The organism is Bradyrhizobium sp. HKCCYLRH2015, assembly GCF_051168215.1.
Taxonomy (GTDB): domain Bacteria; phylum Pseudomonadota; class Alphaproteobacteria; order Rhizobiales; family Xanthobacteraceae; genus Bradyrhizobium.
The window spans coordinates 316880-338096 of sequence record NZ_JBNPUO010000007.1 but is presented as its reverse complement, the minus strand read 5'-3'; the positions used below and the strand labels follow the sequence as shown (position 1 = coordinate 338096).

Sequence of the window (21217 nt, the reverse complement as noted above, 5' to 3'; positions counted from 1 at the left end):
GTCAAACGCGTTCTCGCGCGAAACCGTTCGTCACCGACAACGTATCAGGCGGTCTTCTCCGGCCAGCGGCAGAGGTCCTTGATCAGGCACAGCTCGCAGCGCGGCTTGCGCGCCAGGCACGTGTAGCGGCCGTGCAGGATCAGCCAGTGATGGGCATGCAGCATGAACTCGGCGGGAATGACCTTCTCCAGCCCGAGCTCGACCTCGAGCGGGGTCTTGCCGGGGGCCAGGCCGGTGCGGTTGCCGACGCGAAACACATGGGTGTCGACTGCCATCGTATGCTCGCCGAACGCCATGTTGAGCACGACGTTCGCGGTCTTGCGGCCGGCGCCGGGCAGCGACTCCAATTCCGCGCGCGTGCGCGGCACCTCGCCACCGAACTCGTTGATCAGCTTGTGCGACAGCGCGATCACGTTCCTGGCCTTGGTGCGGTAGAGGCCGACGGTCTTGATGTACTCGCGCAGTTGCTCCTCGCCGAGCGCGATCATCTTCTCCGGCGTGTCGGCGACTTTGAACAGCGGCCGCGTCGCCTTGTTGACCCCGGCATCGGTCGCCTGCGCCGACAGCACCACGGCGACCAGCAGGGTGTAGGGGTTGAGATGCTCGAGCTCGCCCTTCGGCTCCGGATTGGCCTGCGCGAACCGGCTGAAGGCCTCGCGGATCTCGGCCGGGGTCCAGGGCTTGATCGCCTTCAAGGCTTTCTTAACCGGCTTGACCGCGCCGGCCTTGGACTTCGCCGCCGGGCTCGGCTTGGCGGCCTTTTTTGCTGCCGGCCTGGAGGCCGTCTTGGGCGCGGCCTTCGCGGCCTTTTTGGCGGCCTTCTTGGCAGGCTTGCGAACCGGCGCCGGCTTGGCGCGTTGGGGGCGGGTGATTTTGGCCATGATCCGGGTATACTGAGGCCCCATGACGCCAGGCAATGCTTTTGCGTATCAGGAGACCGGCACCGAGGCCGCTGATCCCGAGCTGTTCTCGGCCCGGCTGACGCCGCATCGCTCGCTCGGCCGCACCGGCTTTCTGGTCCTGATGGTCGTGGTCTGCGCCATCAGCTTCATCGGCGGCCTCGCCTCGCTGCTGATGGGCGCCTGGCCGGTGCTCGGCTTCTTTGGCCTGGATGCGCTGGCGATCTACTGGGCCTTCAAGGTCAATTTCCGCCGCGCCAACGCCTATGAGGACGTGACGATCACCCTGACCGAGCTGCGCCTGCGCCGCGTCAGCCACAAGGGCCACGTCATGGAATGGCGCTTCAACCCGCTGTGGGTTCGGCTCGATACGGAGAGCCATGAGGAGTTCGGCATCGAGCACCTGTACCTGGTGGCGCGCGGCCAGCGCGTCGCCATCGCGAGCTTTCTGGGGCCGGAGGAAAAGGCGAGCTTTGCGAAAGCCCTGACGGCCGGCCTGCAGGCCGCGAAACGCGGGCCGGTGTACAATCCGCTGTAGCCCCTGTTCTGCCACGAGCACCGTCATTCCGGGGCAAGGCCGCAGGCCTTGAACCGGGAATCCCGAGCTTGTCTGGGTTCTTTTCCAACCAGCTCGAGATTCCGGGGTCAATCGCCAACGCGCCGCCGCTTCGCGCCCGCGCATTGACGATTGCCCCGGAATGACGGTGAAAACGTCGGTCGCAGTCCTCGCCCAGGCGGCAGCGCGCTCCCTCTCCCCGTTCTTACGGGGAGAGGGTTGGGGTGAGGGGCCGCCCCACCCACCGGCCGTGCGGAGAGCCCCCTCACCCGGATTGCATCTGGCGATGCAATCCGGCCTCTCAGCGCGAGCGAAGCTCGTCGCGCCCCGCATCCGCCTTCGCTCTTCGAGCTACGGCGGACGAGAGCGGGGCAAGGTGCACCTGCGCCGCCGCTCCCGCCGGACCTCATCTCGCTATAGCCCTCCGATCAGAAATCGGGTGGAGTCCCCGCCCCGGCCGCCCTACATCCGGACCATGATGACCCTCGCCATTCACGATTCCGCCCTGGCCAAGCCGGGCCCGCAACAATCCGCCGCGCTGCGCGACTATGATGCGGTGCGCCGCGCGATCGCGTTCATCTCGGAGCATTGGCGCCGGCAGCCGACCATCGAGGACATGGCCGACGCCGCCAGCCTGACGCCGGACGAGCTGCACCATCTGTTCCGGCGCTGGGCCGGGCTGACGCCGAAGGCGTTCATGCAGGCGCTGACGCTCGACCACGCCAAGGGCCTGCTGAAGGGCTCCGCCAGCGTGCTCGACGCCGCGCTCGATTCAGGGCTATCCGGCCCCGGCCGCCTGCACGACCTGTTCGTCACCCACGAGGCGATGTCGCCCGGCGAATGGAAGACCGGCGGCGCCGGCACCACGCTCCGTTACGGCTTCCACCCCTGCCCGTTCGGCATGGCGCTGGTGATGGCGACCCCGCGCGGCCTCGCCGGCCTCGCCTTCGCCGACCCCGGCGAGGAGGCCTCCGCGCTCGCCGACATGAAGAGCCGCTGGCCCCGCGCCGATTATGTCGAGGACGTCCCCGGCACCGCCGGCCTCGCCCAACGCATCTTCGACAAGACCCTGTGGCGCCCCGACCAGCCGCTGCGCGTCGTGCTGATCGGCACCGACTTCGAGGTCCGCGTCTGGGAGTCCCTGCTCAAGATCCCCATGGGCCGCGCCGTCTGCTACTCGGACATCGCGACACGGCTGGAGTCGCCGAAGGCCTCGCGCGCGGTGGGCGCGGCGGTCGGCAAGAACCCGATCTCGTTCGTGGTCCCGTGCCATCGCGCGCTGGGCAAGACGGGGGCGTTGACGGGGTATCATTGGGGGCTAACGCGCAAGCAGGCCATGATCGGGTGGGAGGCTGGGCAGGTGGGGATGGGTTAGGGGCCCTCGGCCAATCAACTAAAAGGCGATTCCATTCAACGAGTTAGCCAACACTTTGATTTCACTGGTGAAATCTGATATACTTTTAGCGGGTAGGCAACGTCGGTAAGAACTCCGGGTCTCCAATCGCGTGAGGCAGCGGCCCTTAAAAGCCGTGGTCAGGAGCCGAGGGCCTACCCACTTTTCCATCCTCTCGGCGAATAGCCGAAGTGTTCAAAGATCGCCTTTTGTTGGTCCTGAAGATCCATCTTCCATAGGTTTGGCATCGTCTTTATGCCGTAGCCGAGCGCGTTGTTTTTCGCGCTCTTGGCAACGAGAGGCTCCAATTGTTTCGCATAGGCGGGTTCACAGTGTTCGATGTCACCGCGATTGCGCTCAACGGCTTCGTAGAACGCACCGGCTATAACATCGGAGAGTTGAAGCCCAGCTCGATGGTGATGATCCATAACGAGGACTTCATTTAGATCGATCATTGACCACTTGATATCCCCAGCCTTTAACCGAAGCTTGCCGTTCACGCTCTGATAGCGGAGCAGCTCCAAGTAGGACTTGAAGTTCTCGTAGGTTAGACCTCCGCGCCTCGAAAATACAATGCGGAGTTTGTCTTGACCGCGCTGCTTTATGGGCGTGAGACGTTCGCAGAAGTCTGTGACACGCTCCAGCAGCAGTCGGGTGAGCCACCAATAAAGCCACGCCTTCTCCTCTCCGAGATTCTTGTTCTTGTAGCGTTCAATATTTTGCTTGTTCGACATAACCGAAAAGCACCGCGCATCCTTCTGAGCTAGAGCGGCGCATACCATGCTCTTCTTGAACGGTAGCAGCTTGTTGAAGTGAAGATCTCGACGCTTGCTTTTTATGCCCTCTTGAACGTCCTTTACCCAAGATACCAAATTGGAATCGTTTGCTGACGAAACTAAGAAAGCGCTTAGGATGAGCCATTCAGTGGCCCCATCAGGGCTGTCCGGCTTGACTCTATTGAGTCCCGTATCGCCAGATTCATCGATATAGGCAACGAAGGTTACGGGCATAGCTAAGCGATCGTTGGAGCTGAAGCCGACTACCGGCGACCTGAAGGCGCCCGGAGGAAGCTCGGCCAGAATCCTTCCCCATGGCGTCTTGATTCCAAATGTTCCGTAATGTCTACCTATTGATTTTGTTGGTCAATTAGTTGCGTGGCTTATTAAGCGCACGCCAAATATGGGGGATATTCGGTGGAGTGCGCTTTTAGGTCTTGCATCCCCGTACGAATCTTCGATGCGAGAGGCACTGAACCTCTTCGCTATCCGGGCGGTGGTCCATTGAGGGTCCTTAGAGCCCCGGTATCGGCAGACCAGCATTTCGGAAAAGAATTAGATTGCTATTTTTCAGAATTCATGTTTCTCTCTCCCCATCCCGCCTCAACGAGAGGGGCGTTGCGCGCGATCGTCACGACACGCGAGGCGGGGAGGCGATGGCCGCGGTCTGCCGCAGCGTGTCTTCGGGCACGCCGACGAACGGTTGGATTGCGGACGTGAAGTCGCAGGGTCCTGATACCCCGACGCTGGTATCAACTCACGACGAAGCTTCGCTTCGCGTGGGGATGGTGGCCAACAAGCCCGGCGCACCAGGGAGACTGCGTATAAGCGTGAAGACCGTCGCGCAGGGAATGCCGGATGATCGGCAGCACCTGTGGTACCTGCCGCCTGCATTTTTTTACGCAGGCGGGCCATGGGTGAGGCCTTCACCCGGCATTCCCTCCGCCCTCTCATCTTTCGGAGGGACATGGCCGATGCAGGACTCGGGCGATGACGCCGCGAGATCGCGGAGCTGTGTTCCGTGCTGTTTGAGATGTGAATCGGGGAGATGACGGATCGCGGCCGCATGATACGGAGCGTGGAGAGAAGCGCGTCAGCCAACTCCGCGATCTCAGGGCTCGGTCGTCGTTGAGTTATTCAGACCGTCATGGCCGGGCTTGACCCGGCCATCCATCGTCTTGGAAAGAGACTCGCGAGGGGATGGATGCCCGGGTCAAGCCCGGGCATGACGAGTAACTCATAAGCTCGATGGCATTTTGTGACGTCGCTCAATAGCACTACCGGTGCGGCTGCCCCCCACCCCAACCCTCTCCCCGTAAGAACGGGGCGAGGGGGCGCACCGGCGCCGCGGCCGGTCGTGGGGCTTCAACTCATAGCGAGCGCCGTAGACTGCCGTGACTGGTCGCGCGTGCGACTGCTAACCCGCCAGGTCCAGCTTCGACTCCACGGTCGAATCCGCGTTGAGGCGGTAGATGATCGGCACGCCCGTCGCCAGTTCGCGCTTCAAGATGCCTTCCGGAGTCAGCTTCTCCAGCACCATGATCAGAGCGCGGAGCGAGTTGCCGTGGGCGGCGACCAGGGTGCGCTGGCCGCGGAGGACGCCGGGGAGGATTTCTTGCACGTAGTAGGGCAGCGCGCGGGCCAGCGTGTCCTTGAGGCTCTCGCCGCCGGGCGGCGGCACGTCGTAGGAGCGGCGCCAGACGTGGACCTGCTCCTCGCCCCATCTGGCGCGGGCGTCGTCCTTGTTGAGGCCGGAGAGGTCGCCATAGTCGCGCTCGTTCAAGGCGAGGTTTTTCGACGTCGGCAGGCCGGTCTGGCCGAGCTCGGTCAGGATCAGGTCGAGCGTGTGCTGGGCGCGCGTCAGCACCGAGGTGAAGGCGACGTCGAAGACGAGCCCCTGCGCCTTCAGCTTGCGGCCGGCCTCCCTGGCCTCGGCAACGCCCTGCTCGGTCAGGTCCGGATCCTTCCAGCCGGTGAACAGATTCTTCAGATTCCACTCGCTCTGGCCGTGGCGCACCAGCACCAGGAGACGTTCGCTCATCAGTTCGCTTCCATCGACGTTGAACTAGAAAAGGTCCTTGAGGCCAAGCACGTCGTCCATCGTGTAGTAACCCGGCGGCTTGCCATGGGCCCACAGCGCCGCCTTGAGCGCGCCATGGGCGAAGATCATGCGGTCCTCGGCCTGGTGCGACAGCACGAGCCGCTCCGAGGGACCGGCGAAGATGACGCTGTGATCGCCGGCCGCGGTGCCGCCGCGCAGCGAGGCGAAGCCGATGTCGCCAGAGCGGCGCTCGCCGGTGATGCCGTCGCGGCCGCGCTCCGAATGCTCCTCGAGCTCGATGCCGCGGCCGGCGGCGGCCGCGCGTCCCAGCATCAGGGCCGTGCCGGAGGGCGCGTCGACCTTGTGCTTGTGATGCATCTCGAGGATCTCGATGTCGAAGCCGGCGTCGAGCGACTTCGCCACCTGCCTGACCAGCGCCGCCAGCAGGTTGACGCCGAGGCTCATATTGCCGGACTGCACGACGACGGCGCGCTTGGTGACGCTCTTGATGACGGCGTCGTCGGACGCCGAAAGGCCGGTGGTGCCGACGACATGAACGAGGCCGCGCTGGGCGGCGATGGCAACGTTGGCGATGGTCGCGGCCGGGACGGTGAAATCGAGGATGCCGTCGGCCTCGGCGGACATGCTCCAGAGGTCGCCCGACAGCTTGATGCCGTTGGCGGGCAGGCCGGCGAGGGCGCCGGAGTCCTTGCCGATCAGCTCCGAGCCGGGGGCTTCGAGCGCACCCGCCAGCATGGCGCCGTCGGTCTCGGCGATCGCGCGCACCAAGGCGCGGCCCATGCGGCCGCCGGCTCCGGCAACGATCAAGCGCATCTTGGACATGTCAACTCCTCCGCCCCTTCAAGGGCTATAGCCGGGGCTGATAGCGGCGGCAACCGAGCGAGGCCAGGTCGCGGGTGGTCGGGGCGGGCGACGATCAGGGCTGCGGGCCATCATAGCCCTCGATGATCACCAGGTCGCCTTGCGAATGCGGCGCGCGCATCGCCACCAGCCGCTGGTATTCAGGGGAATTGTAGCACGCCAGCGCGGTCGCGTAGTCCTTGAACTCGATCACGACATTGCGCGAGCGCGAGGTGCCTTCCCTGGTCTCGTACTGGCCGCCACGGACCAGGAATTTGGCGCCGTACTGATGGAACACGGCGCCGTTCTGCGCGACGTACTCCTTGTAGCCGTCCATGTTGTGCACGTCGATCCGCGCGATCCAATAGGCCTTGGGCATCCCTGTCGTCTCCCTGTTCTCGGTCGCTGTTGCTTACGTGCGATTGGTCTTGCCGGCCAGCGCCACGGCGCCGGCGATGTCGGCGACGATGCTCTCGGCGGCCGCAGCCGGATCGGCAGCGCCGGTGACGGGACGCCCGACGACGAGGCGGTCGGCGCCGCCGGCGATCGCCAGGGCCGGGGTCATGATGCGCTTCTGGTCGCCAACGTCGGATCCCGCCGGACGGATCCCGGGGGTCACGAGCTGCATGTCAGGCCCGACCAGCGGACGCACCAGCGCCGTTTCCTCGGGCGACAGGATCAGGCCGTGGATGCCGATCTCCTTGGCCTGCACGGCGCGCCTGGCGACGAGCTCCTTGACGCCCATGGCGTAGCCGGCGGCGGCGAGGTCGGCATCATCGTAGGACGTCATCACGGTGACGGCGAGCAGCTCGAGGCTGGAGCCGGCGGCGCCGGCGAGCGCCGCTCGCATGCTCTGCGAGAAGCCATGCACGGTAAGGAAACGGGCGCCGAGCCGGGCGATCTGCCTCGTGGCGCGCTCGACCGTGGTCGGGATGTCGTGCAGCTTGAGGTCCATGAAGACGTGCTTACCCTCGGCCGCGAGGCGCTCGGCGAGGCCGAGGCCGCCGGCATAGGTCAGCTCCATGCCGATCTTGTAGAACGTCACGGCTTCGCCCAGCCTGGCGATCATCGCCTCGGCCTCGGCCACGCCGGGCAGGTCGAGCGCCACGATCAGACGATCGCGCGGAGCAATCTCGGTCGGCATGTCACCTCACATCGTATGTTGCGCTGTTGCGACCAGCTCCCGCACCAGCGCATCGAGCGCCGTGATGTCGGCGGGCAGTTTGAGCCGGTCCATGTCGTTGTAGGCCTTGTCGGCGAAGGCCAGCGCGAGCTGGCTCGGGATCACCGTCGCATTGCAGGCGGTCAGCATCAGCCGCAACGCGGCGAGCGCGCGGATGCCGCCGAAGCGGTTCTCGGAAGCGGCGGCGATCGCGAACGGCCGGCTGCGAAACACCGCGCCGCGGCTGCCGGGCGGCTCGTCGACCCGCGAGATCCAGGTGATGGCGTTGGTCAGCAGCGGCGGCACCGAGGCGTTGTATTCCGGCGTCACCAGCAGCACAGCATGATGAACGCCGATCATGCGCGTCAGATTCACGGCGTGATGCGGAATGCCCGATTGCGCCTCGAGATCGGCGTCGTAGATCGGCAGCGGGAAGTCGGCGAGCGAGATGCGGGTGATGTCGGCGCCAGCCTGCACGAACTGATAGGCGGCGGCCGCGGCGAGCTTCGCGTTGTGCGAGCCGGCCCGGGTCGAGCCGGGAATGATGAGGATCTTCAGCGCGGACATCGTGAGGTCGGTCAGCGACCCGCCACGAAGGATCGCGGCCGCCGGTCAGGGCTTGCGATACACCCAGACGCGCGCCGGCGGAAGGTTCATCCAGATGCGCTCGGAGGCCTGCGTGGTGACGCCGGGCAGCGACTTCGGAATCGGCGGCACGACGGAATAGGTGAACTGCACGAACGGCGCATTCGGCGACATCGCCGCGAACGCATCGCGGATCAGCTTCATGCGCGTCAGCATCGGCTTGGTCACGAGCGGCAGGCCGGAGACGACGGCGGCGGCAGGGGCGCTGAGCACGTTCCAGAGTGTGTCGCGGAGGCGATAGGCGTCGCCCTGGACCACCTTGGCCTGCGGGTAGCGGTCGCGCAGCAACGCGCAGAAGCCCGGATTGTACTCGACCAGCACCAGCCGCTTCTGATCGACGCCGCGCTCGACCAGCGCATTGGTAATCGCGCCGGTGCCCGGTCCAAGCTCGATGACGGGGCCTGTGCCGTGCGGATCGACGTACTGCGCCATGGTCCGCGCCAGCAGCCGGCCCGACGGCATGACGGCGCCCATATGCAGCGGCTTTTCGATCCATGAGCGGAGGAAGCGCACTTCGTCGTCCAGACGGAGAGGCTTTTTCGACGCACGCACGGACGTTTGCAGGGGCATCTCGGTACCAGACGGGACCGCTTTCACGGCGATGTCAGAAAAGAGTCACAAAGACGTATAGGGCGCAGGCGGGACGGTCAAGCCGAACCGTAACGTACGATTAAGGCTGGCGGGTCCGCGCTCTTACAGTTGCATTCGATAATTTTTTGCATGTGCAGAGCAGCAAATTCGCTCGACCTCTGAATCTGAATCCCGAAATCATTCGGCGAAACCACGAGGCCGTGCTTGCTTGAACTCACGGCTCAGCTCGCCGCCTTGCCGAAGAAGTCCTTGACCTTGGTGAAGAAGCCGGCCGCCTCGGGCTGGGTCGCTCCGGACGACAACTTCTCGAACTCGGCCAGCAGCTCCTGCTGCTTCTTGGTCAGGTTCTGCGGCGTCTCGACCACGATCTGGACATACATGTCGCCGGTCTGGCGCGAGCGCAGCACCGGCATGCCCTTGGACGCGATCCGGAAGCGGCGGCCGGACTGCGCTCCGGCGGGAATCTTGACCTTGGTCTTGCCCTTGTCGATCGTCGGCACCTCGAACTCGCCACCGAGCGCCGCCGTCACCATCGAGATCGGCACGCGGCAGTGCAGGTCGGCGCCGTCGCGCTGAAAGAACTCGTGAGCCGTCAGCGACAGGAAGATGTAGAGATCGCCGGGCGGTCCGCCGCGCAGGCCGGCTTCGCCCTCGCCGGCGAGACGGATGCGGGTGCCGTCCTCGACGCCCTGGGGAATGTTGACGGACAGCGTGCGGTCACGGGTGACGCGGCCGGAGCCGGAGCAGGACGGACAGGGGTCCTCGATCATCTGGCCGCGGCCATGACAGCCGGGGCAGGTGCGCTCCAGGGTGAAGAAGCCTTGGGCCTGCCGGACGCGGCCGGCGCCGCCGCACATCGCGCAGGTCTTCGGCTTGGTGCCGGCCTTGGCACCGGTGCCGGAGCAGGACTCGCAGGTCACCGAGACCGGAATCTCGATCTGTGCAGTCTTGCCCTGGAACGCCTCTTCCAGGGTGATTTCCATGTTGTAGCGCAGGTCGGCGCCGCGCTCGCGCCCGGTCCCGCCGCGCCGCTGGCCGGCCATGCCGAACAGGTCTTCGAAGATGTCGGAGAACGACGAAGCAAAGCCGGCGCCGAAGCCGTGCGCTCCGCCCATGCCGCCCTGCTCGAACGCGGCGTGGCCATAGCGGTCGTAGGCGGCGCGCTTGTCGGCGTCGCGCAGCACCTCATAGGCCTCGTTGATTTCCTTGAATTTCACTTCGCTGGAGGCATCGCCCGGATTCTTGTCCGGATGCCACTTCATGGCCAGCTTGCGGAAGGCGGCCTTGAGCTTGCCCTCGTCGGCGTCGCGTTCGACTTCCAGGGTCTCGTAGTAGCAGCGCTTGGTGGACATCAATCAAACCCGCCCGAACTTCGCCCAACAGGAACGGCTGGCGCGATCGCCGCGCGCGTTCCGGGTCAATGAAAATGACCCCCATCCAACGAGCCGCTGAAAGCGCTCTTTGGCATGGGGGCCATGGTCACTACCTCTGCCTCAGTTAAGCAGATTTCTTCTTGTCGTCGTCGACCTCGGTGAACTCCGCGTCGACCACGTCATCCTTGGCGGCGTCGCGGGCCGCATCGCTCTCGGCCTGCTGCTTGTACATCGCCTCGCCGAGCTTCATCGACGCCTGGGCCAGCGTGTTGGTCTTGGCCTTGATCGCCTCGGCATCGTCGCCCTTCAGCGCTTCCTTGAGGTCGCTGACGGCATCCTCGATGGCGCGGCGCTCGGTGTCGGCGACCTTCGAGCCATGCTCGGCCAGCGCCTTCTCGGTGGAGTGCACCAGCGCGTCGGCATGGTTCTTGGCGTCGACCGCCTCGCGGCGCTTCTTGTCCGCCGCAGCATTCGCCTCGGCGTCCTTGACCATCTTGTCGATGTCGGCTTCCGACAGGCCACCCGAGGCCTGGATGCGGATCTGCTGCTCCTTGCCGGTGGCCTTGTCCTTGGCCGAGACGTTGACGATGCCGTTGGCGTCGATGTCGAACGTCACCTCGATCTGCGGCATGCCGCGCGGGGCCGGCGGAATGCCCATCAGGTCGAACTGGCCGAGCATCTTGTTGTCGGCCGCCATCTCGCGCTCACCCTGGAAGACCCGGATGGTGACCGCGTTCTGATTGTCCTCGGCGGTCGAGAACACCTGGCTCTTCTTGGTCGGGATCGTGGTGTTGCGGTCGATGATGCGGGTGAACACGCCGCCCAGGGTCTCGATGCCCAGCGAGAGCGGGGTCACGTCGAGCAGCAGCACGTCCTTGACGTCGCCCTGCAGCACGCCGGCCTGGATCGCGGCACCGATCGCCACCACCTCGTCGGGGTTGACGCCCTTGTGCGGCTCCTTGCCGAAGAACTGCTTCACCATCTCCTGGATCTTCGGCATGCGGGTCATGCCGCCGACCAGCACCACTTCGCCGATCTCGCCGGCGGTCAGGCCGGCATCCTTCAGCGCCTTGCGGCACGGCTCGATGGTCTTCTCGACGAGGTCGGCCACCAGCGCCTCGAACTTGGCGCGGGTCAGCTTCATCGTCAGATGCTTCGGACCGGACTGGTCCGCGGTGATGAAGGGCAGGTTGATCTCGGTCTGCGTGGTCGACGACAGCTCGATCTTGGCCTTCTCGGCCGCTTCCTTGAGGCGCTGCAGAGCGAGCTTGTCGTTGCGCAGGTTGATGCCCTGCTCCTTCTGGAATTCGTCGGCGAGGTAGCTGACCAGACGCATGTCGAAGTCTTCACCGCCGAGGAAGGTGTCGCCGTTGGTCGACTTCACCTCGAACACGCCGTCGCCGATTTCAAGAATGGAGACGTCGAAGGTGCCGCCGCCGAGGTCGTACACGGCGATCGTGCCGGCCTTGGTCTTGTCGAGGCCGTAGGCGAGCGCCGCCGCGGTCGGCTCGTTGATGATGCGCAGAACCTCGAGGCCCGCGATCTTGCCGGCGTCCTTGGTGGCCTGACGCTGGGCGTCGTTGAAATAAGCGGGGACGGTGATGACGGCCTGGTCGACCTTCTGGCCGAGATGGGCTTCCGCGGTCTCCTTCATCTTCTGCAGGATGAAGGCGGAGACCTGCGAGGGCGAATAGGTCTTGCCGTCGGCCTCGACCCAGGCGTCGCCGTTGCCGGCCTTGACGATCTTGTAGGGGACGAGCTTCTTGTCCTTCTCGACCATCGGGTCATCATAGCGGCGGCCGATGAGGCGCTTGACCGCAAAGAAGGTGCGCTCGGGGTTGGTCACGGCCTGACGCTTGGCCGGCTGGCCGACCAGACGTTCGCCGTCGTCACTGAAGGCGACGATCGACGGCGTGGTGCGCATGCCCTCGGCGTTCTCGATGACCTTCGACGTTTTGCCGTCCATAACGGCCACGCACGAATTCGTGGTGCCGAGATCGATCCCGATGACCTTTCCCATGGTCTCATATCCTTCTTTTTGCGGCAGGTTGGGTGGGGCCCTGACGGCGCCCCCATCCAAAACCCCCTCAGATCAAATGCTCGCGATATTGCGACGATGAGCGTCATATAGGAGGGGGGGAGTGGCCCGCAAGGACCGGACCAGGGGTTCGACCCCACGAAAATCACGGCCCTCGCCGAACGACCTCGCGGAGTCATCAAGAAGGGCCAATCGACCTTGGCAGCGCCCTAAACGGGAGGGTGCGATCGCGGGCAGGGAGCAACGAATCCGGTACTCCGGATCTGCCCCGATGACCGAAATGCGTTGTTAACCCACGGGCCCTAGCCTGCCGCACTCCTGGGACGGGAATGAGGCATGGTCATCGACACCGATTGGGGCTTTCCGCAGCGTGCGCGCGAAGCCGGCCAGGCCACGTTCCCCGGACTGCTGATCTGCGCCATCGTGGTTGCAGCGGCGTGGCTGCGATACACCCTTCCCCTCAATGTCGATGTCAGCTGGTGGCTCCTCGTCAGCGAGCGCATGCTCGATGGCCAGCGGCTCTACGTCGACATCCTCGAGACCAATCCGCCGATGGCCGGATCGGTCTATCTGCTGGCCGTCGCGCTGGCGCGTGCGATCCATCTCAGGCCCGAATTGGCGACGAACATCCTGATCTTCGCGCTGGCCGCGGCATCCCTGACGCTGGTGTGGCTGGTGCTGCGGACATCGGCGCTGCGCCATCGCCTCGCCGACGGTTGGCTGGCGGCGTGGACGGCCGCCCTGCTCCTGATCGCGCCGATGTATGATTTCGGCCAGCGGGAACACCTGGCCCTGATCACGATCCTGCCGGCGATCGCGGTGTACATCCTGCGCGCCAGGGGCGAGCGGGTGGGCCCGGCTGCCGTGCTCATCGCCGGGCTCAGCGCCGGCCTCACGATGAGCTTCAAGCCCTATTTCGCCTTCAGCGCCGGCTTCTGCATTCTCGCCGCCGCCGCGCAGGCGCGCGACTGGCGCGTGCTGTTCGCGCTGGAGAACTGGATCGCCGCGGCGCTGGTGCTGCTCAACGCGGCCTGTATCTACCTGTTCTTTCCCGAATATTTCACGCTCATCTACCCGCTGGTCCGCGACGTCTATCTGCTCCTGAAGGCGCCGGTGCCGACCATCCTCGTGACCCTGCCGATGGGCCTGTGGCTTGCGGCGGCGATCATCATCCTCCTCCTCCAACGCCGGCAGCACGCGCGCGACGCGGCGTCTTTCACCACGCTGGCCGGATCGCTCGGATTCCTGGTGTCGTTCGTCGCGCAGCAGAAGGGCTGGGGCTATCACGCCTACCCCATGGTCGCGCTGGCGTTGCTCGCCGCCGGCCTCGCCGTGTCGGCGATCGACACCAGTCGCGACATGCGGCGCTGGCCGCAGGTCGCCACCGCTCTCGCCGGCGCCGTGCTGTTCGTGCAGACCTGCCTCTGGTTCAATGGCAGCGTCGACGTCCGGCAGATCGAAGCCCAGGTGGCGCGGCTCGGACCGCGCCCGAGCATGCTGGTGCTCAGCGCGGCCGCAGTCATCGGCCATCCGATGGTGCGGACCCTCGGTGGCACCTGGATCTCGCGCCAGGAGGCGTTCTGGGTCCGGGAAATCGTCCGCCGATCGCAACAGGACGGAACCATCGATTCACAGACGGCGCAGCGGCTCGCGCCCTATGTGGAACGCGAACGCGCCGGGATCATCGCCGACTTCCGGAAGCAGCCGCCCGACGTCGTCCTGATCGACAATCAGAACAGCGACTGGGGCGATTGGGCGCGTTCCGACCCCGAGCTCAGGGCCCTGCTCGCGCCCTATGTGCTGGTACAGACCGTCGACGGCGTCGAAATCCTGAAGCGCGGCTAGCGCTGCACCATCCTGAATCCGCCTTTTGAGGCAAAATGTGCCCCGCCGGAGCGCGCCGACCGCCGCAGGCGATCAAAACCGCGCGCCCGGCCTGTTGCGGGGGGCGCAAAGCCGCTAAAAGCGTGCCCGCCGAAGACCACGCTGGCGAGGACCCCCGACCGCCTCGGCGCGCGGCCCCGGTCAACGAGGCAATGTTTGATGATGATCGTTCGACTCTTCACCGCGGCCACCCTGCTGATCTCGCTGCTGCACCCCGCATGGGCCACTGACGCCGTATTTCCGCCCGGCGTCCGCATCGGGCTCGCACCGCTGGTCGGGCTCGCCAAGGCCAAGACGTTCTCCGGCTTCGAAACCGAGGACCAGAGCGTGAAGGTGCTGCTGACCGAACTGCCCGCCGCCGCCTATGGCGAGGTGAAGAACGCGTTTACCGCCAATCCCGCCGGGACCGGCAGCGTCAAGCCGGAGAGCATCGAGACCGCCGCCGGCACCGCCTACTATACCGTCGAGAACGGCCGCGATGGCACCACGCCGGTGCGGCGATACTCGATGATCCTGCCCGGCAACGGCTTCTCCGGCTACGTGGCCGTGCAGATCCCGGAGACCGCGAGCCGGATCTACACCGACGATGCCGTGCGCCAGATGTTCGCCTCCGCCGTCGTCCGCAAGGACGTTCCGGTCGACGAGCAGCTCGCGATGATGCCGTTCAAGGTCACCGACCTCTCCGGGTTCAAGACCATCCGCACGCTCGGGCCGGGCGCCCTGATCCTCGCCGACGGCGAGGAGGACAAGGGATTCGAGGCCGCGCCCTTCGTGGTGATCGGGCTGGTGGCCGGCGTGGCCCCGGAGGCGGGCGACCGCGCGCGCGTGGCGCAGCAGGCGGCCACTACCATTCCGGGCGTCCGCGAAGCGCGCATCACGATGTCCGAGCCGATCCGCATCGACGGCCAGCCGGCCTATGAGACCCGGATCGACGCCACCAGCGGCAAGGACAATACGCCGGTGACGGTGGTGCAGTGGCTGCGCTTCGGCGGGCCGAACACGTTGCGGATCATCGGCAGCGCGCCGCGCGACCAGTGGTCGGCGGCCTTCCCGCGGTTCCGTGCCGTCCGCGACGGCATCCAGCCAAGAGGCTGAGACCAGCCCGGCATCGGACGGCGTGATCACGCCGGCTGCTCGCCGCGAGACGAACTACAAGGTCGCGCCGACAAACAAGAAGCCACGGGCATCGCTGCCCGTGGCTTCTTCGTTCGACAACAGGACGGCCGCAGAATGCGTGCCCGTGCTCGCCGTCAGGCGGCGCTGTTCGACTGATCGTTGCTCGCCGCGGGCGCCGCCTTGGCGCCGCCCTTGGACACGCCGACCAAAGCGGGGCGCAGCACGCGCTCGCCGATCATAAAGCCGGCCTGCACGACCTGCACCACCGTGCCGGACGGCACCGACGGATCCGGCACCTCGTACATCGCCTGCTGGAAATTGGGGTCGAACTTCTGCCCGGTCGGATCGAACTTCTTGACGCCGTTCTTCTCCAGCGTGTTGAGCAGCGAACGCTCGGTGAGCTCGACGCCCTCGATCAGCGACTTCAGGCCCGCATCGGCATTGTCGCGCGTCTCCGCCGGCACGGCATCGAGCGCGCGCTGCAGATTGTCGGCGATGTCGAGCACGTCACGGGCGAAGCCGGTGATGCCGTACATGCGCGCATCGGCGACCTCGCGGGCGGTCCGCTTGCGCAGATTCTCCATCTCCGCCAGCGTGCGCAGCATCTTGTCGCGCGCGTCGGCCGCCTCCTTGGCAAGGGCCTCTGCCGAGCCGGCCTCAGGATCATCGGGCATGATGTAGGGCTTGGAGACGACGGGTTCGCTGGCCTGCGCCGGGTTTTCCGGATCATTCTTATGCAGGTCGGGATCGGTCATGGACAGACTCGCAAGTTCGGCTGACGGGTTTGGGGATATGGGGCGGGATATCGTGCTTTGAGCGTCGAAAATCAAGCGCAGCCTGACCGGCCCGCCGGAGACGCCGTCCGCGGATTAACCATCTCACGCATCAGCCACCCAGCAGCCGGCTGACCAGGCGCGCGGCATAATCGACCGTCGGAATCACCCGGGCATAGTTGAGCCGGGTCGGACCGATGACGCCGAGCACGCCGACGATGCGACCCGTGGCGTCGGAATAGGGCGACACGATCGTCGACGAGCCCGACAGCGAGAACAGCTTGTTCTCCGAGCCGATGAAGATGCGGACACCTTCCGCGCTCTCCGCGCGCCCGAGCAGATCGACGACGCCGCGCTTGGTTTCGAGATCGTCGAACAGCCGCCGGACACGCTCGAGATCTTCGAGCGCATGCAGGTCCTCGAGCAGGTTGGCGTGGCCGCGCACGATGAGCTGCCGCTCGTCGCTGTCGCCGCCGGACCAGCTCGCGACGCCGGCGGCGATCACCTTCTGCGTCAGCTGGTCGAGCTCGGCACGGTCGTGCGCCAGCGCGGTCTCGAGCTCGAGCCGCGCTTCCGCCAGCGTCCGCCCTCTGATCCGGGCGTTGAGGAAATTGGACGCCTCGGTCAATGCCGAGGACGGCACGCCCGGCGGCAGGGTCAGGACCCGGTTCTCGACCTGTCCGTCCTCGCCGACCAGAACGACGAGCGCGCGCTCGGGCTCGAGCCTGACGAACTCGATGTGCTTCAGCCGGGTGTTGGATTTGGCGGTCAGAACCACGGCAGCGGCACGGGTCAGACCCGACAGCCGGGTCAGCGCTTCATCCAGCGCCGCCTCGACCGATTGCGCCCGGCCGACGGCCGCGAGCTGGCTCTGGATCGACTGCCGCTCGGCCTCCGTCATGTCGCCGACCTGCATCAGGGCGTCGACGAAGAAGCGCAGGCCGGCTTCGGTTGGCAGCCGGCCGGCCGAGGTGTGCGGCGCGTAGATCAGGCCGAGCTGCTCGAGATCGGCCATGACGTTGCGCACAGAGGCCGGCGACAGCGGAACCGCGATCAGCCGCGAAATGTTGCGCGAGCCGACCGGCTCGCCGGTCGCCAGATAGCTTTCGACGATCTGCCGGAAGATCTCGCGCGAGCGCTCGTTCAGCTGCGCCAGACCGGCCGGCGGTGTCATCAGGTTGATCGGATCGTGGTGGGCCACCAGATGCACTCCTCCCAGCTGCCTATAATGTGTCCATGCGGCGGCTCGGTGGCAAGCCGGTCATGAGGAGGGGGCTCCGGGAGCGACGGGCCCTTGATAAACCCTTGCCGCTGCCGGTCGCGGCTCCTACAAGGCCGTCAAACACCCTCTTTCGCCTCTTTCACGGAGAGAATCATGCGGCCGAGCCGCCGTGCACCGGATGAACTGCGGGCCGTGAGCCTGGAACGCGGCGTCGTCAAATACGCCGAGGGCTCCTGCCTGGTGAAGTTCGGCGACACCCATGTGCTGGTCACCGCCACGCTCGAGGACCGGCTGCCGCCCTGGCTCAAGGGCCAGGGACGCGGCTGGATCACCGCCGAATACGGCATGCTGCCACGCGCCACGTTGGAGCGAACCCGGCGCGAGGCCTCCGCCGGCAAGCAGACCGGCCGCACGGTCGAGATCCAGCGCCTGATCGGCCGCTCGCTGCGCACCGCGATCGACCTGGAAGCGCTCGGCGAGCGCCAGATCACGGTGGACTGCGACGTGCTGCAGGCCGATGGCGGCACGCGCACGGCGTCGATCACCGGCGCCTGGGTCGCGCTGGCCGACTGCATCAAGTGGATGAAGTCGCGCAACATGATCAAGACCGAGGTGCTGCGGGCCAACGTCGCCGCGATCTCCTGCGGTATCTACAACGGCACGCCGGTGCTCGATCTCGACTACGCTGAGGATTCCGAGGCGGAGACCGATGCCAATTTCGTCATGACCGGCGACGGCCGCATCATCGAGGTGCAGGGCACGGCGGAGAAGACGCCGTTCACCGAGGCCGAGTTCCTGGCGCTGATGGCGCTCGCCCGCAAGGGCGTCGCGCGGCTGGTCGACCTGCAGAAGATGGCGGTCGCGTGAACGGTCCGCACCGCAGGCTCACCGGTCGCATCGTCATCGCGACCCACAATCCCGGCAAGCTTGCCGAGATGCGCGAGCTGCTCGCCCCCCATGGCGTCGAGGCGGTGTCGGCCGGCGATCTCGGCCTGGGCGAGCCGGACGAGACCGGCGAGACCTTCCAGGCCAACGCCCGCATCAAGGCGGTCGCCGCGGCCAAGGCCGCACAGCTTCCGGCCTTTGCCGACGATTCCGGCATCGTGGTTCACGCCCTCGACGGTGCGCCGGGGATCTATTCGGCGCGCTGGGCCGGACCGGACAAGGATTTCACCGGCGCGATGACGCGGATCGAGCGCCTGCTGCAGGAGCGCGGCGCCGCGGGTGCCGACCAGCGCGGCGCTCATTTCGTCTCGGCGCTGTGCGTGGCATGGCCGGACGGCCATGTCGAGGAGGTCGAGGCGAGGGTCGACGGCACGCTGGTCTGGCCGCCGCGCGGCACGGCCGGCTTCGGCTACGACCCGATGTTCCTGCCAGAAGGGCACGATCGCACGTTCGGCGAGATGACCAGCATCGAGAAGCACGGCCTGCCGCCGCTCGGCCTCGGCCTGTCGCACCGGGCGCGCGCCTTCGTGAAGCTCGCGGAGATCTGCCTTGACCAGCGCTGACAGCGAAGCGTTCGGCGTCTATGTGCACTGGCCGTTCTGCCTGTCGAAATGTCCGTATTGCGACTTCAACAGCCACGTCCGGCACGCGGCCATCGACCAGGAGCGCTACGCCCGCGCCTTCGCCCAGGAGATCGCGACCACCGCCGCCCGCATTGGGCCGCGCACCGTCAGCTCGATCTTTCTCGGCGGCGGCACGCCGTCGCTGATGCAGCCGCAGACCGTCGGCGCCATTCTCGACGCGATCGGAAAGCACTGGCATGTCGCCGCTGACGTCGAGGTGTCGCTCGAAGCCAATCCGACCAGCGTCGAGGCGACGCGCTTTGCCGGCTATCGCGCCGCCGGCGTCAACCGCGTCTCGCTCGGCGTCCAGGCGATGGACGATGCGTCGCTCAAGATGCTGGGCCGACTGCACACGGCCGAGGAGGCGATGAAGGCGGTGGCGATCGCGCGCAATGCCTTCGAGCGCTATTCGTTCGATCTGATCTATGCCCGGCCCGACCAGACGCCGGCGATGTGGACCGAGGAGCTGACGCGCGCGATCGGCGAGGCGGCCGAGCATTTGTCGCTGTATCAACTGACGATCGAGGAAGGCACGCCGTTCTTCGGCCTGCATGCCGCGGGCAAGCTGAAGACGCCGGATGAAGGCCTGGCGCGCACATTGTACGACGTCACGCAGGAGATCTGTGGCCGTCACGGACTGCCGGCCTACGAGATCTCCAATCATGCCCGCCCGGGCGCGGAGTGCCGGCACAACCTGCTCTATTGGCGTGGCCAGGAATATGCCGGCATCGGTCCCGGCGCCCATGGCCGTCTCGACATCGGCGGCATCAGACACGCGACCGCAACCGACAAGCGGCCCGAGGCCTGGCTGATGCGGGTCGAGTCCAACGGTCACGGTGTGATGACCGACGACGAGCTCAATCGCGAGGAGCGCGCCGACGAATTCCTGCTGATGGGGCTGCGACTGGCCGAGGGCATCGACCCGCAGCGCTACGCGAGGATCTCCGGCCGCACGCTCGATCCGCGCCGCATCGCGCTGCTGCGCGAGGAGGGGGCCATCGCGGTCGATCCGGATGGACGGCTGCGCGTGACCCAGGACGGCTTTCCGGTGCTCGACGCGGTCGTCGCTGACCTCGCCGCCTGAGACGTGCTGCGACTCACGTCGCGCTGAAGCTCTTCGGCGCGCCGGCGACGGTCTGTCCGCCCCCCGAACCGACACGCATCACGGCAAGCCCGCGCTCATTGGTGCCGTCGCTGCGGAACCGGAACAGGCCGTCGATGCCGGCGAAGCCGGAGGCATTGGTCAGGACATCGGGCGCGAAACGCTGGTTGCCCTGGGTGCGCGCCAGCGCGGCCACGAGCGCCACCGCATCATAGGCGAGGGTCGCGGTGCGTACGGGATCGCCGCCGAATCGCGTCCGGTAGCGTCCGGCGAAAGCGCGGAAGCCGGACGGATCCGGCGCGGCATAGAGGCCGCCCTGCAGGCTGGCGCTGGCATAGACGCGCGGATTGTCCCACAGCCCGGTGCCGAGCAGCTGGATGTTGCGCAGATTGGCGCCGGCAGCGGTCAGCGCATCGGCCGTCGCCGCGACCGATTCGCCGTCGTCGGCCAGCAGCAGCGCATCGGCGCCGCCGAGCGCCTGCGCCACCGTGCGCGCCGGCCCGGTGCGGTCGCCGGAATATTTCTCGAATGCCACGATGCGTCCGCCGCGGCGGCTGACCGCAGTCTTGAACGCCCCCTCGACGACGGTGCCATAGGCATTGTCGGGCAGCAGCGCCGCGAACGAGCGTTTGCCGACGCTGGCCGAATATTCGACGATGCGGCTCGCATCGGACTCGGGCAGGAAGCTGAGCAGATAGACGCCGCGCCCCGCCACGCTCGAATCGGTCGAGAAGGCGATCACTGAGATGTTGCGCGTGCGCGCCACCTGGGCCGTCGCCGGCACCGAGCCGGCGAACAGCGGGCCGAGGATGATCTCGGCGCCTTCGTCGCAGGCCTGTTGCGCGCCCTGCTGCGCGCCTTGCGGGCTGCCGGCGTCATCCTTGATCAGGAGCTGGATGTTGGGGTTCTGAAACTCGGCCAGCGCCATCTCGGCCGCGTTCTTCATCGATTGCGCGGCGACGCCGGCATTGCCCGACGCCGACAGCGGCAGAATCAGCCCGACCTTGACCTGGCCGTTGCCGGCCACCGCCGGCTGCTGCGGCGGTCCGGCCGGCGCCGTCGGCTGCTCGAACGGATTGAAGCCCTGCTGCACGTTGGAGCACGCCGACAGCAGCGGCGCGCCGACGATCAGGCCCAGCGCCGTTCGCCGGGCGACCCCATGGGGTCCCGGACCGAGAGAGTTGGGATGACGCGGGCCCACCATGGCATCTCTTCGT

General features: G+C 66.4%; 20 protein-coding genes. 7 read left to right on the top strand and 13 right to left on the bottom strand.

Features of this window, described 5'->3' with window-relative positions; genetic code table 11:
• Positions 1-44 precede the first annotated feature (44 nt).
• Positions 45-881, bottom strand: coding sequence for an endonuclease III (nth, locus tag ACQR1H_RS20385; protein ID WP_434895458.1), 837 nt, complete (start codon positions 879-881; stop codon positions 45-47).
• 22 nt (positions 882-903) lie between these two features.
• On the opposite strand from nth, the gene ACQR1H_RS20380 reads away from it, so the two are divergent.
• Both ACQR1H_RS20380 and ACQR1H_RS20375 read left to right on the top strand, forming a co-directional pair.
• Positions 904-1437, top strand: coding sequence for a DUF2244 domain-containing protein (locus ACQR1H_RS20380; protein WP_434908101.1), 534 nt, complete (start codon positions 904-906; stop codon positions 1435-1437).
• 493 nt (positions 1438-1930) lie between these two features.
• Complete coding sequence (locus ACQR1H_RS20375) at positions 1931-2830, top strand: methylated-DNA--[protein]-cysteine S-methyltransferase (protein WP_434908100.1); 900 nt, start codon at positions 1931-1933, stop codon at positions 2828-2830.
• 173 nt (positions 2831-3003) lie between these two features.
• Here the strand turns inward: ACQR1H_RS20375 and ACQR1H_RS20370 are convergent, their stop codons facing one another.
• The 9 genes from ACQR1H_RS20370 to dnaK form a co-directional block, all read right to left on the bottom strand.
• Positions 3004-3858 (bottom strand): DUF3800 domain-containing protein, encoded by an 855-nt coding sequence (locus tag ACQR1H_RS20370; RefSeq protein ID WP_434908099.1) that lies wholly within the window; start codon positions 3856-3858, stop codon positions 3004-3006.
• Positions 3859-5041: 1183 nt separating this feature from the next.
• Positions 5042-5665: a 2,3-bisphosphoglycerate-dependent phosphoglycerate mutase gene (locus ACQR1H_RS20365; RefSeq protein WP_434908098.1), complete on the bottom strand. Its 624-nt coding sequence runs from the start codon at positions 5663-5665 to the stop codon at positions 5042-5044.
• A 24-nt stretch (positions 5666-5689) separates the two neighbouring features.
• On the bottom strand, positions 5690-6508 hold the full coding sequence (gene dapB, locus ACQR1H_RS20360; RefSeq protein WP_434908097.1) for a 4-hydroxy-tetrahydrodipicolinate reductase: 819 nt from the start codon (positions 6506-6508) through the stop codon (positions 5690-5692).
• Positions 6509-6602: 94 nt separating this feature from the next.
• A complete protein-coding gene (locus ACQR1H_RS20355) occupies positions 6603-6905 on the bottom strand; it encodes a DUF1330 domain-containing protein (RefSeq protein WP_172113622.1) in 303 nt (100 codons plus the stop codon).
• A 33-nt stretch (positions 6906-6938) separates the two neighbouring features.
• Positions 6939-7670 (bottom strand): orotidine-5'-phosphate decarboxylase, encoded by a 732-nt coding sequence (gene pyrF / locus ACQR1H_RS20350; protein ID WP_315805615.1) that lies wholly within the window; start codon positions 7668-7670, stop codon positions 6939-6941.
• Between the two features lie 6 nt (positions 7671-7676).
• The gene (locus ACQR1H_RS20345) at positions 7677-8255 is read right to left on the bottom strand and encodes an NADPH-dependent FMN reductase (protein ID WP_434908096.1); all 579 of its coding nucleotides are present in this window, start codon (positions 8253-8255) and stop codon (positions 7677-7679) included.
• A gap of 45 nt (positions 8256-8300) precedes the next feature.
• Positions 8301-8903, bottom strand: a complete 603-nt coding sequence (locus tag ACQR1H_RS20340; protein ID WP_315805613.1) for a class I SAM-dependent methyltransferase — start codon at positions 8901-8903, stop codon at positions 8301-8303.
• 242 nt (positions 8904-9145) lie between these two features.
• Positions 9146-10276, bottom strand: coding sequence for a molecular chaperone DnaJ (gene dnaJ, locus ACQR1H_RS20335; protein WP_434846116.1), 1131 nt, complete (start codon positions 10274-10276; stop codon positions 9146-9148).
• A gap of 145 nt (positions 10277-10421) precedes the next feature.
• Positions 10422-12317 (bottom strand): molecular chaperone DnaK, encoded by a 1896-nt coding sequence (dnaK, locus tag ACQR1H_RS20330; RefSeq protein ID WP_315805611.1) that lies wholly within the window; start codon positions 12315-12317, stop codon positions 10422-10424.
• A 354-nt stretch (positions 12318-12671) separates the two neighbouring features.
• Between dnaK and ACQR1H_RS20325 the strand changes: the two genes are divergently transcribed.
• Both ACQR1H_RS20325 and ACQR1H_RS20320 read left to right on the top strand, forming a co-directional pair.
• Positions 12672-14180 carry a hypothetical protein gene (locus ACQR1H_RS20325; protein ID WP_434891511.1) on the top strand — a complete coding sequence of 503 codons (1509 nt, stop codon included), beginning with the start codon at positions 12672-12674 and terminating at the stop codon, positions 14178-14180.
• A 198-nt stretch (positions 14181-14378) separates the two neighbouring features.
• Positions 14379-15314, top strand: coding sequence for a hypothetical protein (locus ACQR1H_RS20320; RefSeq protein WP_434882256.1), 936 nt, complete (start codon positions 14379-14381; stop codon positions 15312-15314).
• A gap of 155 nt (positions 15315-15469) precedes the next feature.
• On the opposite strand, the gene grpE is transcribed toward ACQR1H_RS20320, so the two are convergent.
• Together grpE and hrcA are read right to left on the bottom strand one after the other, a co-directional pair.
• The gene (grpE, locus tag ACQR1H_RS20315; protein WP_315805608.1) at positions 15470-16090 is read right to left on the bottom strand and encodes a nucleotide exchange factor GrpE; all 621 of its coding nucleotides are present in this window, start codon (positions 16088-16090) and stop codon (positions 15470-15472) included.
• 130 nt (positions 16091-16220) lie between these two features.
• Positions 16221-17309 carry a heat-inducible transcriptional repressor HrcA gene (gene hrcA, locus ACQR1H_RS20310; protein WP_431337589.1) on the bottom strand — a complete coding sequence of 363 codons (1089 nt, stop codon included), beginning with the start codon at positions 17307-17309 and terminating at the stop codon, positions 16221-16223.
• 174 nt (positions 17310-17483) lie between these two features.
• Between hrcA and rph the strand changes: the two genes are divergently transcribed.
• Genes rph through hemW form a run of 3 tightly spaced genes read left to right on the top strand, consistent with a single transcriptional unit; the run spans position 17484 to position 19982 of the window.
• Positions 17484-18197 carry a ribonuclease PH gene (rph, locus tag ACQR1H_RS20305; protein WP_315716822.1) on the top strand — a complete coding sequence of 238 codons (714 nt, stop codon included), beginning with the start codon at positions 17484-17486 and terminating at the stop codon, positions 18195-18197.
• Positions 18194-18838, top strand: coding sequence for an RdgB/HAM1 family non-canonical purine NTP pyrophosphatase (gene rdgB, locus ACQR1H_RS20300; RefSeq protein WP_315805606.1), 645 nt, complete (start codon positions 18194-18196; stop codon positions 18836-18838). Before rph ends, rdgB begins: the two co-directional genes overlap by 4 nt.
• Positions 18825-19982 (top strand): radical SAM family heme chaperone HemW, encoded by a 1158-nt coding sequence (gene hemW, locus ACQR1H_RS20295; RefSeq protein WP_434908095.1) that lies wholly within the window; start codon positions 18825-18827, stop codon positions 19980-19982. Before rdgB ends, hemW begins: the two co-directional genes overlap by 14 nt.
• A gap of 13 nt (positions 19983-19995) precedes the next feature.
• Here hemW and ACQR1H_RS20290 read toward each other — a convergent pair whose 3' ends face one another.
• Complete coding sequence (locus tag ACQR1H_RS20290; RefSeq protein WP_316239399.1) at positions 19996-21204, bottom strand: penicillin-binding protein activator; 1209 nt, start codon at positions 21202-21204, stop codon at positions 19996-19998.
• Positions 21205-21217 lie beyond the last annotated feature (13 nt).

Bases quoted from the DNA above. Each gene is read 5' to 3' on its own strand.
- dnaK (WP_315805611.1), bottom strand. From the start codon at position 12,317: ATGGGAAAGGTCATCGGGATCGATCTCGGCACCACGAATTCGTGCGTG.
- ACQR1H_RS20325 (WP_434891511.1), top strand. From the start codon at position 12,672: ATGGTCATCGACACCGATTGGGGCTTTCCGCAGCGTGCGCGCGAAGCC.
- grpE (WP_315805608.1), bottom strand. From the start codon at position 16,090: ATGACCGATCCCGACCTGCATAAGAATGATCCGGAAAACCCGGCGCAG.
- ACQR1H_RS20320 (WP_434882256.1), top strand. From the start codon at position 14,379: ATGATGATCGTTCGACTCTTCACCGCGGCCACCCTGCTGATCTCGCTG.
- ACQR1H_RS20370 (WP_434908099.1), bottom strand. From the start codon at position 3,858: ATGCCCGTAACCTTCGTTGCCTATATCGATGAATCTGGCGATACGGGA.
- rph (WP_315716822.1), top strand. From the start codon at position 17,484: ATGCGGCCGAGCCGCCGTGCACCGGATGAACTGCGGGCCGTGAGCCTG.
- ACQR1H_RS20340 (WP_315805613.1), bottom strand. From the start codon at position 8,903: ATGCCCCTGCAAACGTCCGTGCGTGCGTCGAAAAAGCCTCTCCGTCTG.
- dapB (WP_434908097.1), bottom strand. From the start codon at position 6,508: ATGTCCAAGATGCGCTTGATCGTTGCCGGAGCCGGCGGCCGCATGGGC.
- nth (WP_434895458.1), bottom strand. From the start codon at position 881: ATGGCCAAAATCACCCGCCCCCAACGCGCCAAGCCGGCGCCGGTTCGC.
- ACQR1H_RS20365 (WP_434908098.1), bottom strand. From the start codon at position 5,665: ATGAGCGAACGTCTCCTGGTGCTGGTGCGCCACGGCCAGAGCGAGTGG.
- ACQR1H_RS20375 (WP_434908100.1), top strand. From the start codon at position 1,931: ATGATGACCCTCGCCATTCACGATTCCGCCCTGGCCAAGCCGGGCCCG.
- ACQR1H_RS20380 (WP_434908101.1), top strand. From the start codon at position 904: ATGACGCCAGGCAATGCTTTTGCGTATCAGGAGACCGGCACCGAGGCC.
- ACQR1H_RS20290 (WP_316239399.1), bottom strand. From the start codon at position 21,204: ATGGTGGGCCCGCGTCATCCCAACTCTCTCGGTCCGGGACCCCATGGG.
- dnaJ (WP_434846116.1), bottom strand. From the start codon at position 10,276: ATGTCCACCAAGCGCTGCTACTACGAGACCCTGGAAGTCGAACGCGAC.
- pyrF (WP_315805615.1), bottom strand. From the start codon at position 7,670: ATGCCGACCGAGATTGCTCCGCGCGATCGTCTGATCGTGGCGCTCGAC.
- ACQR1H_RS20355 (WP_172113622.1), bottom strand. From the start codon at position 6,905: ATGCCCAAGGCCTATTGGATCGCGCGGATCGACGTGCACAACATGGAC.
- ACQR1H_RS20345 (WP_434908096.1), bottom strand. From the start codon at position 8,255: ATGTCCGCGCTGAAGATCCTCATCATTCCCGGCTCGACCCGGGCCGGC.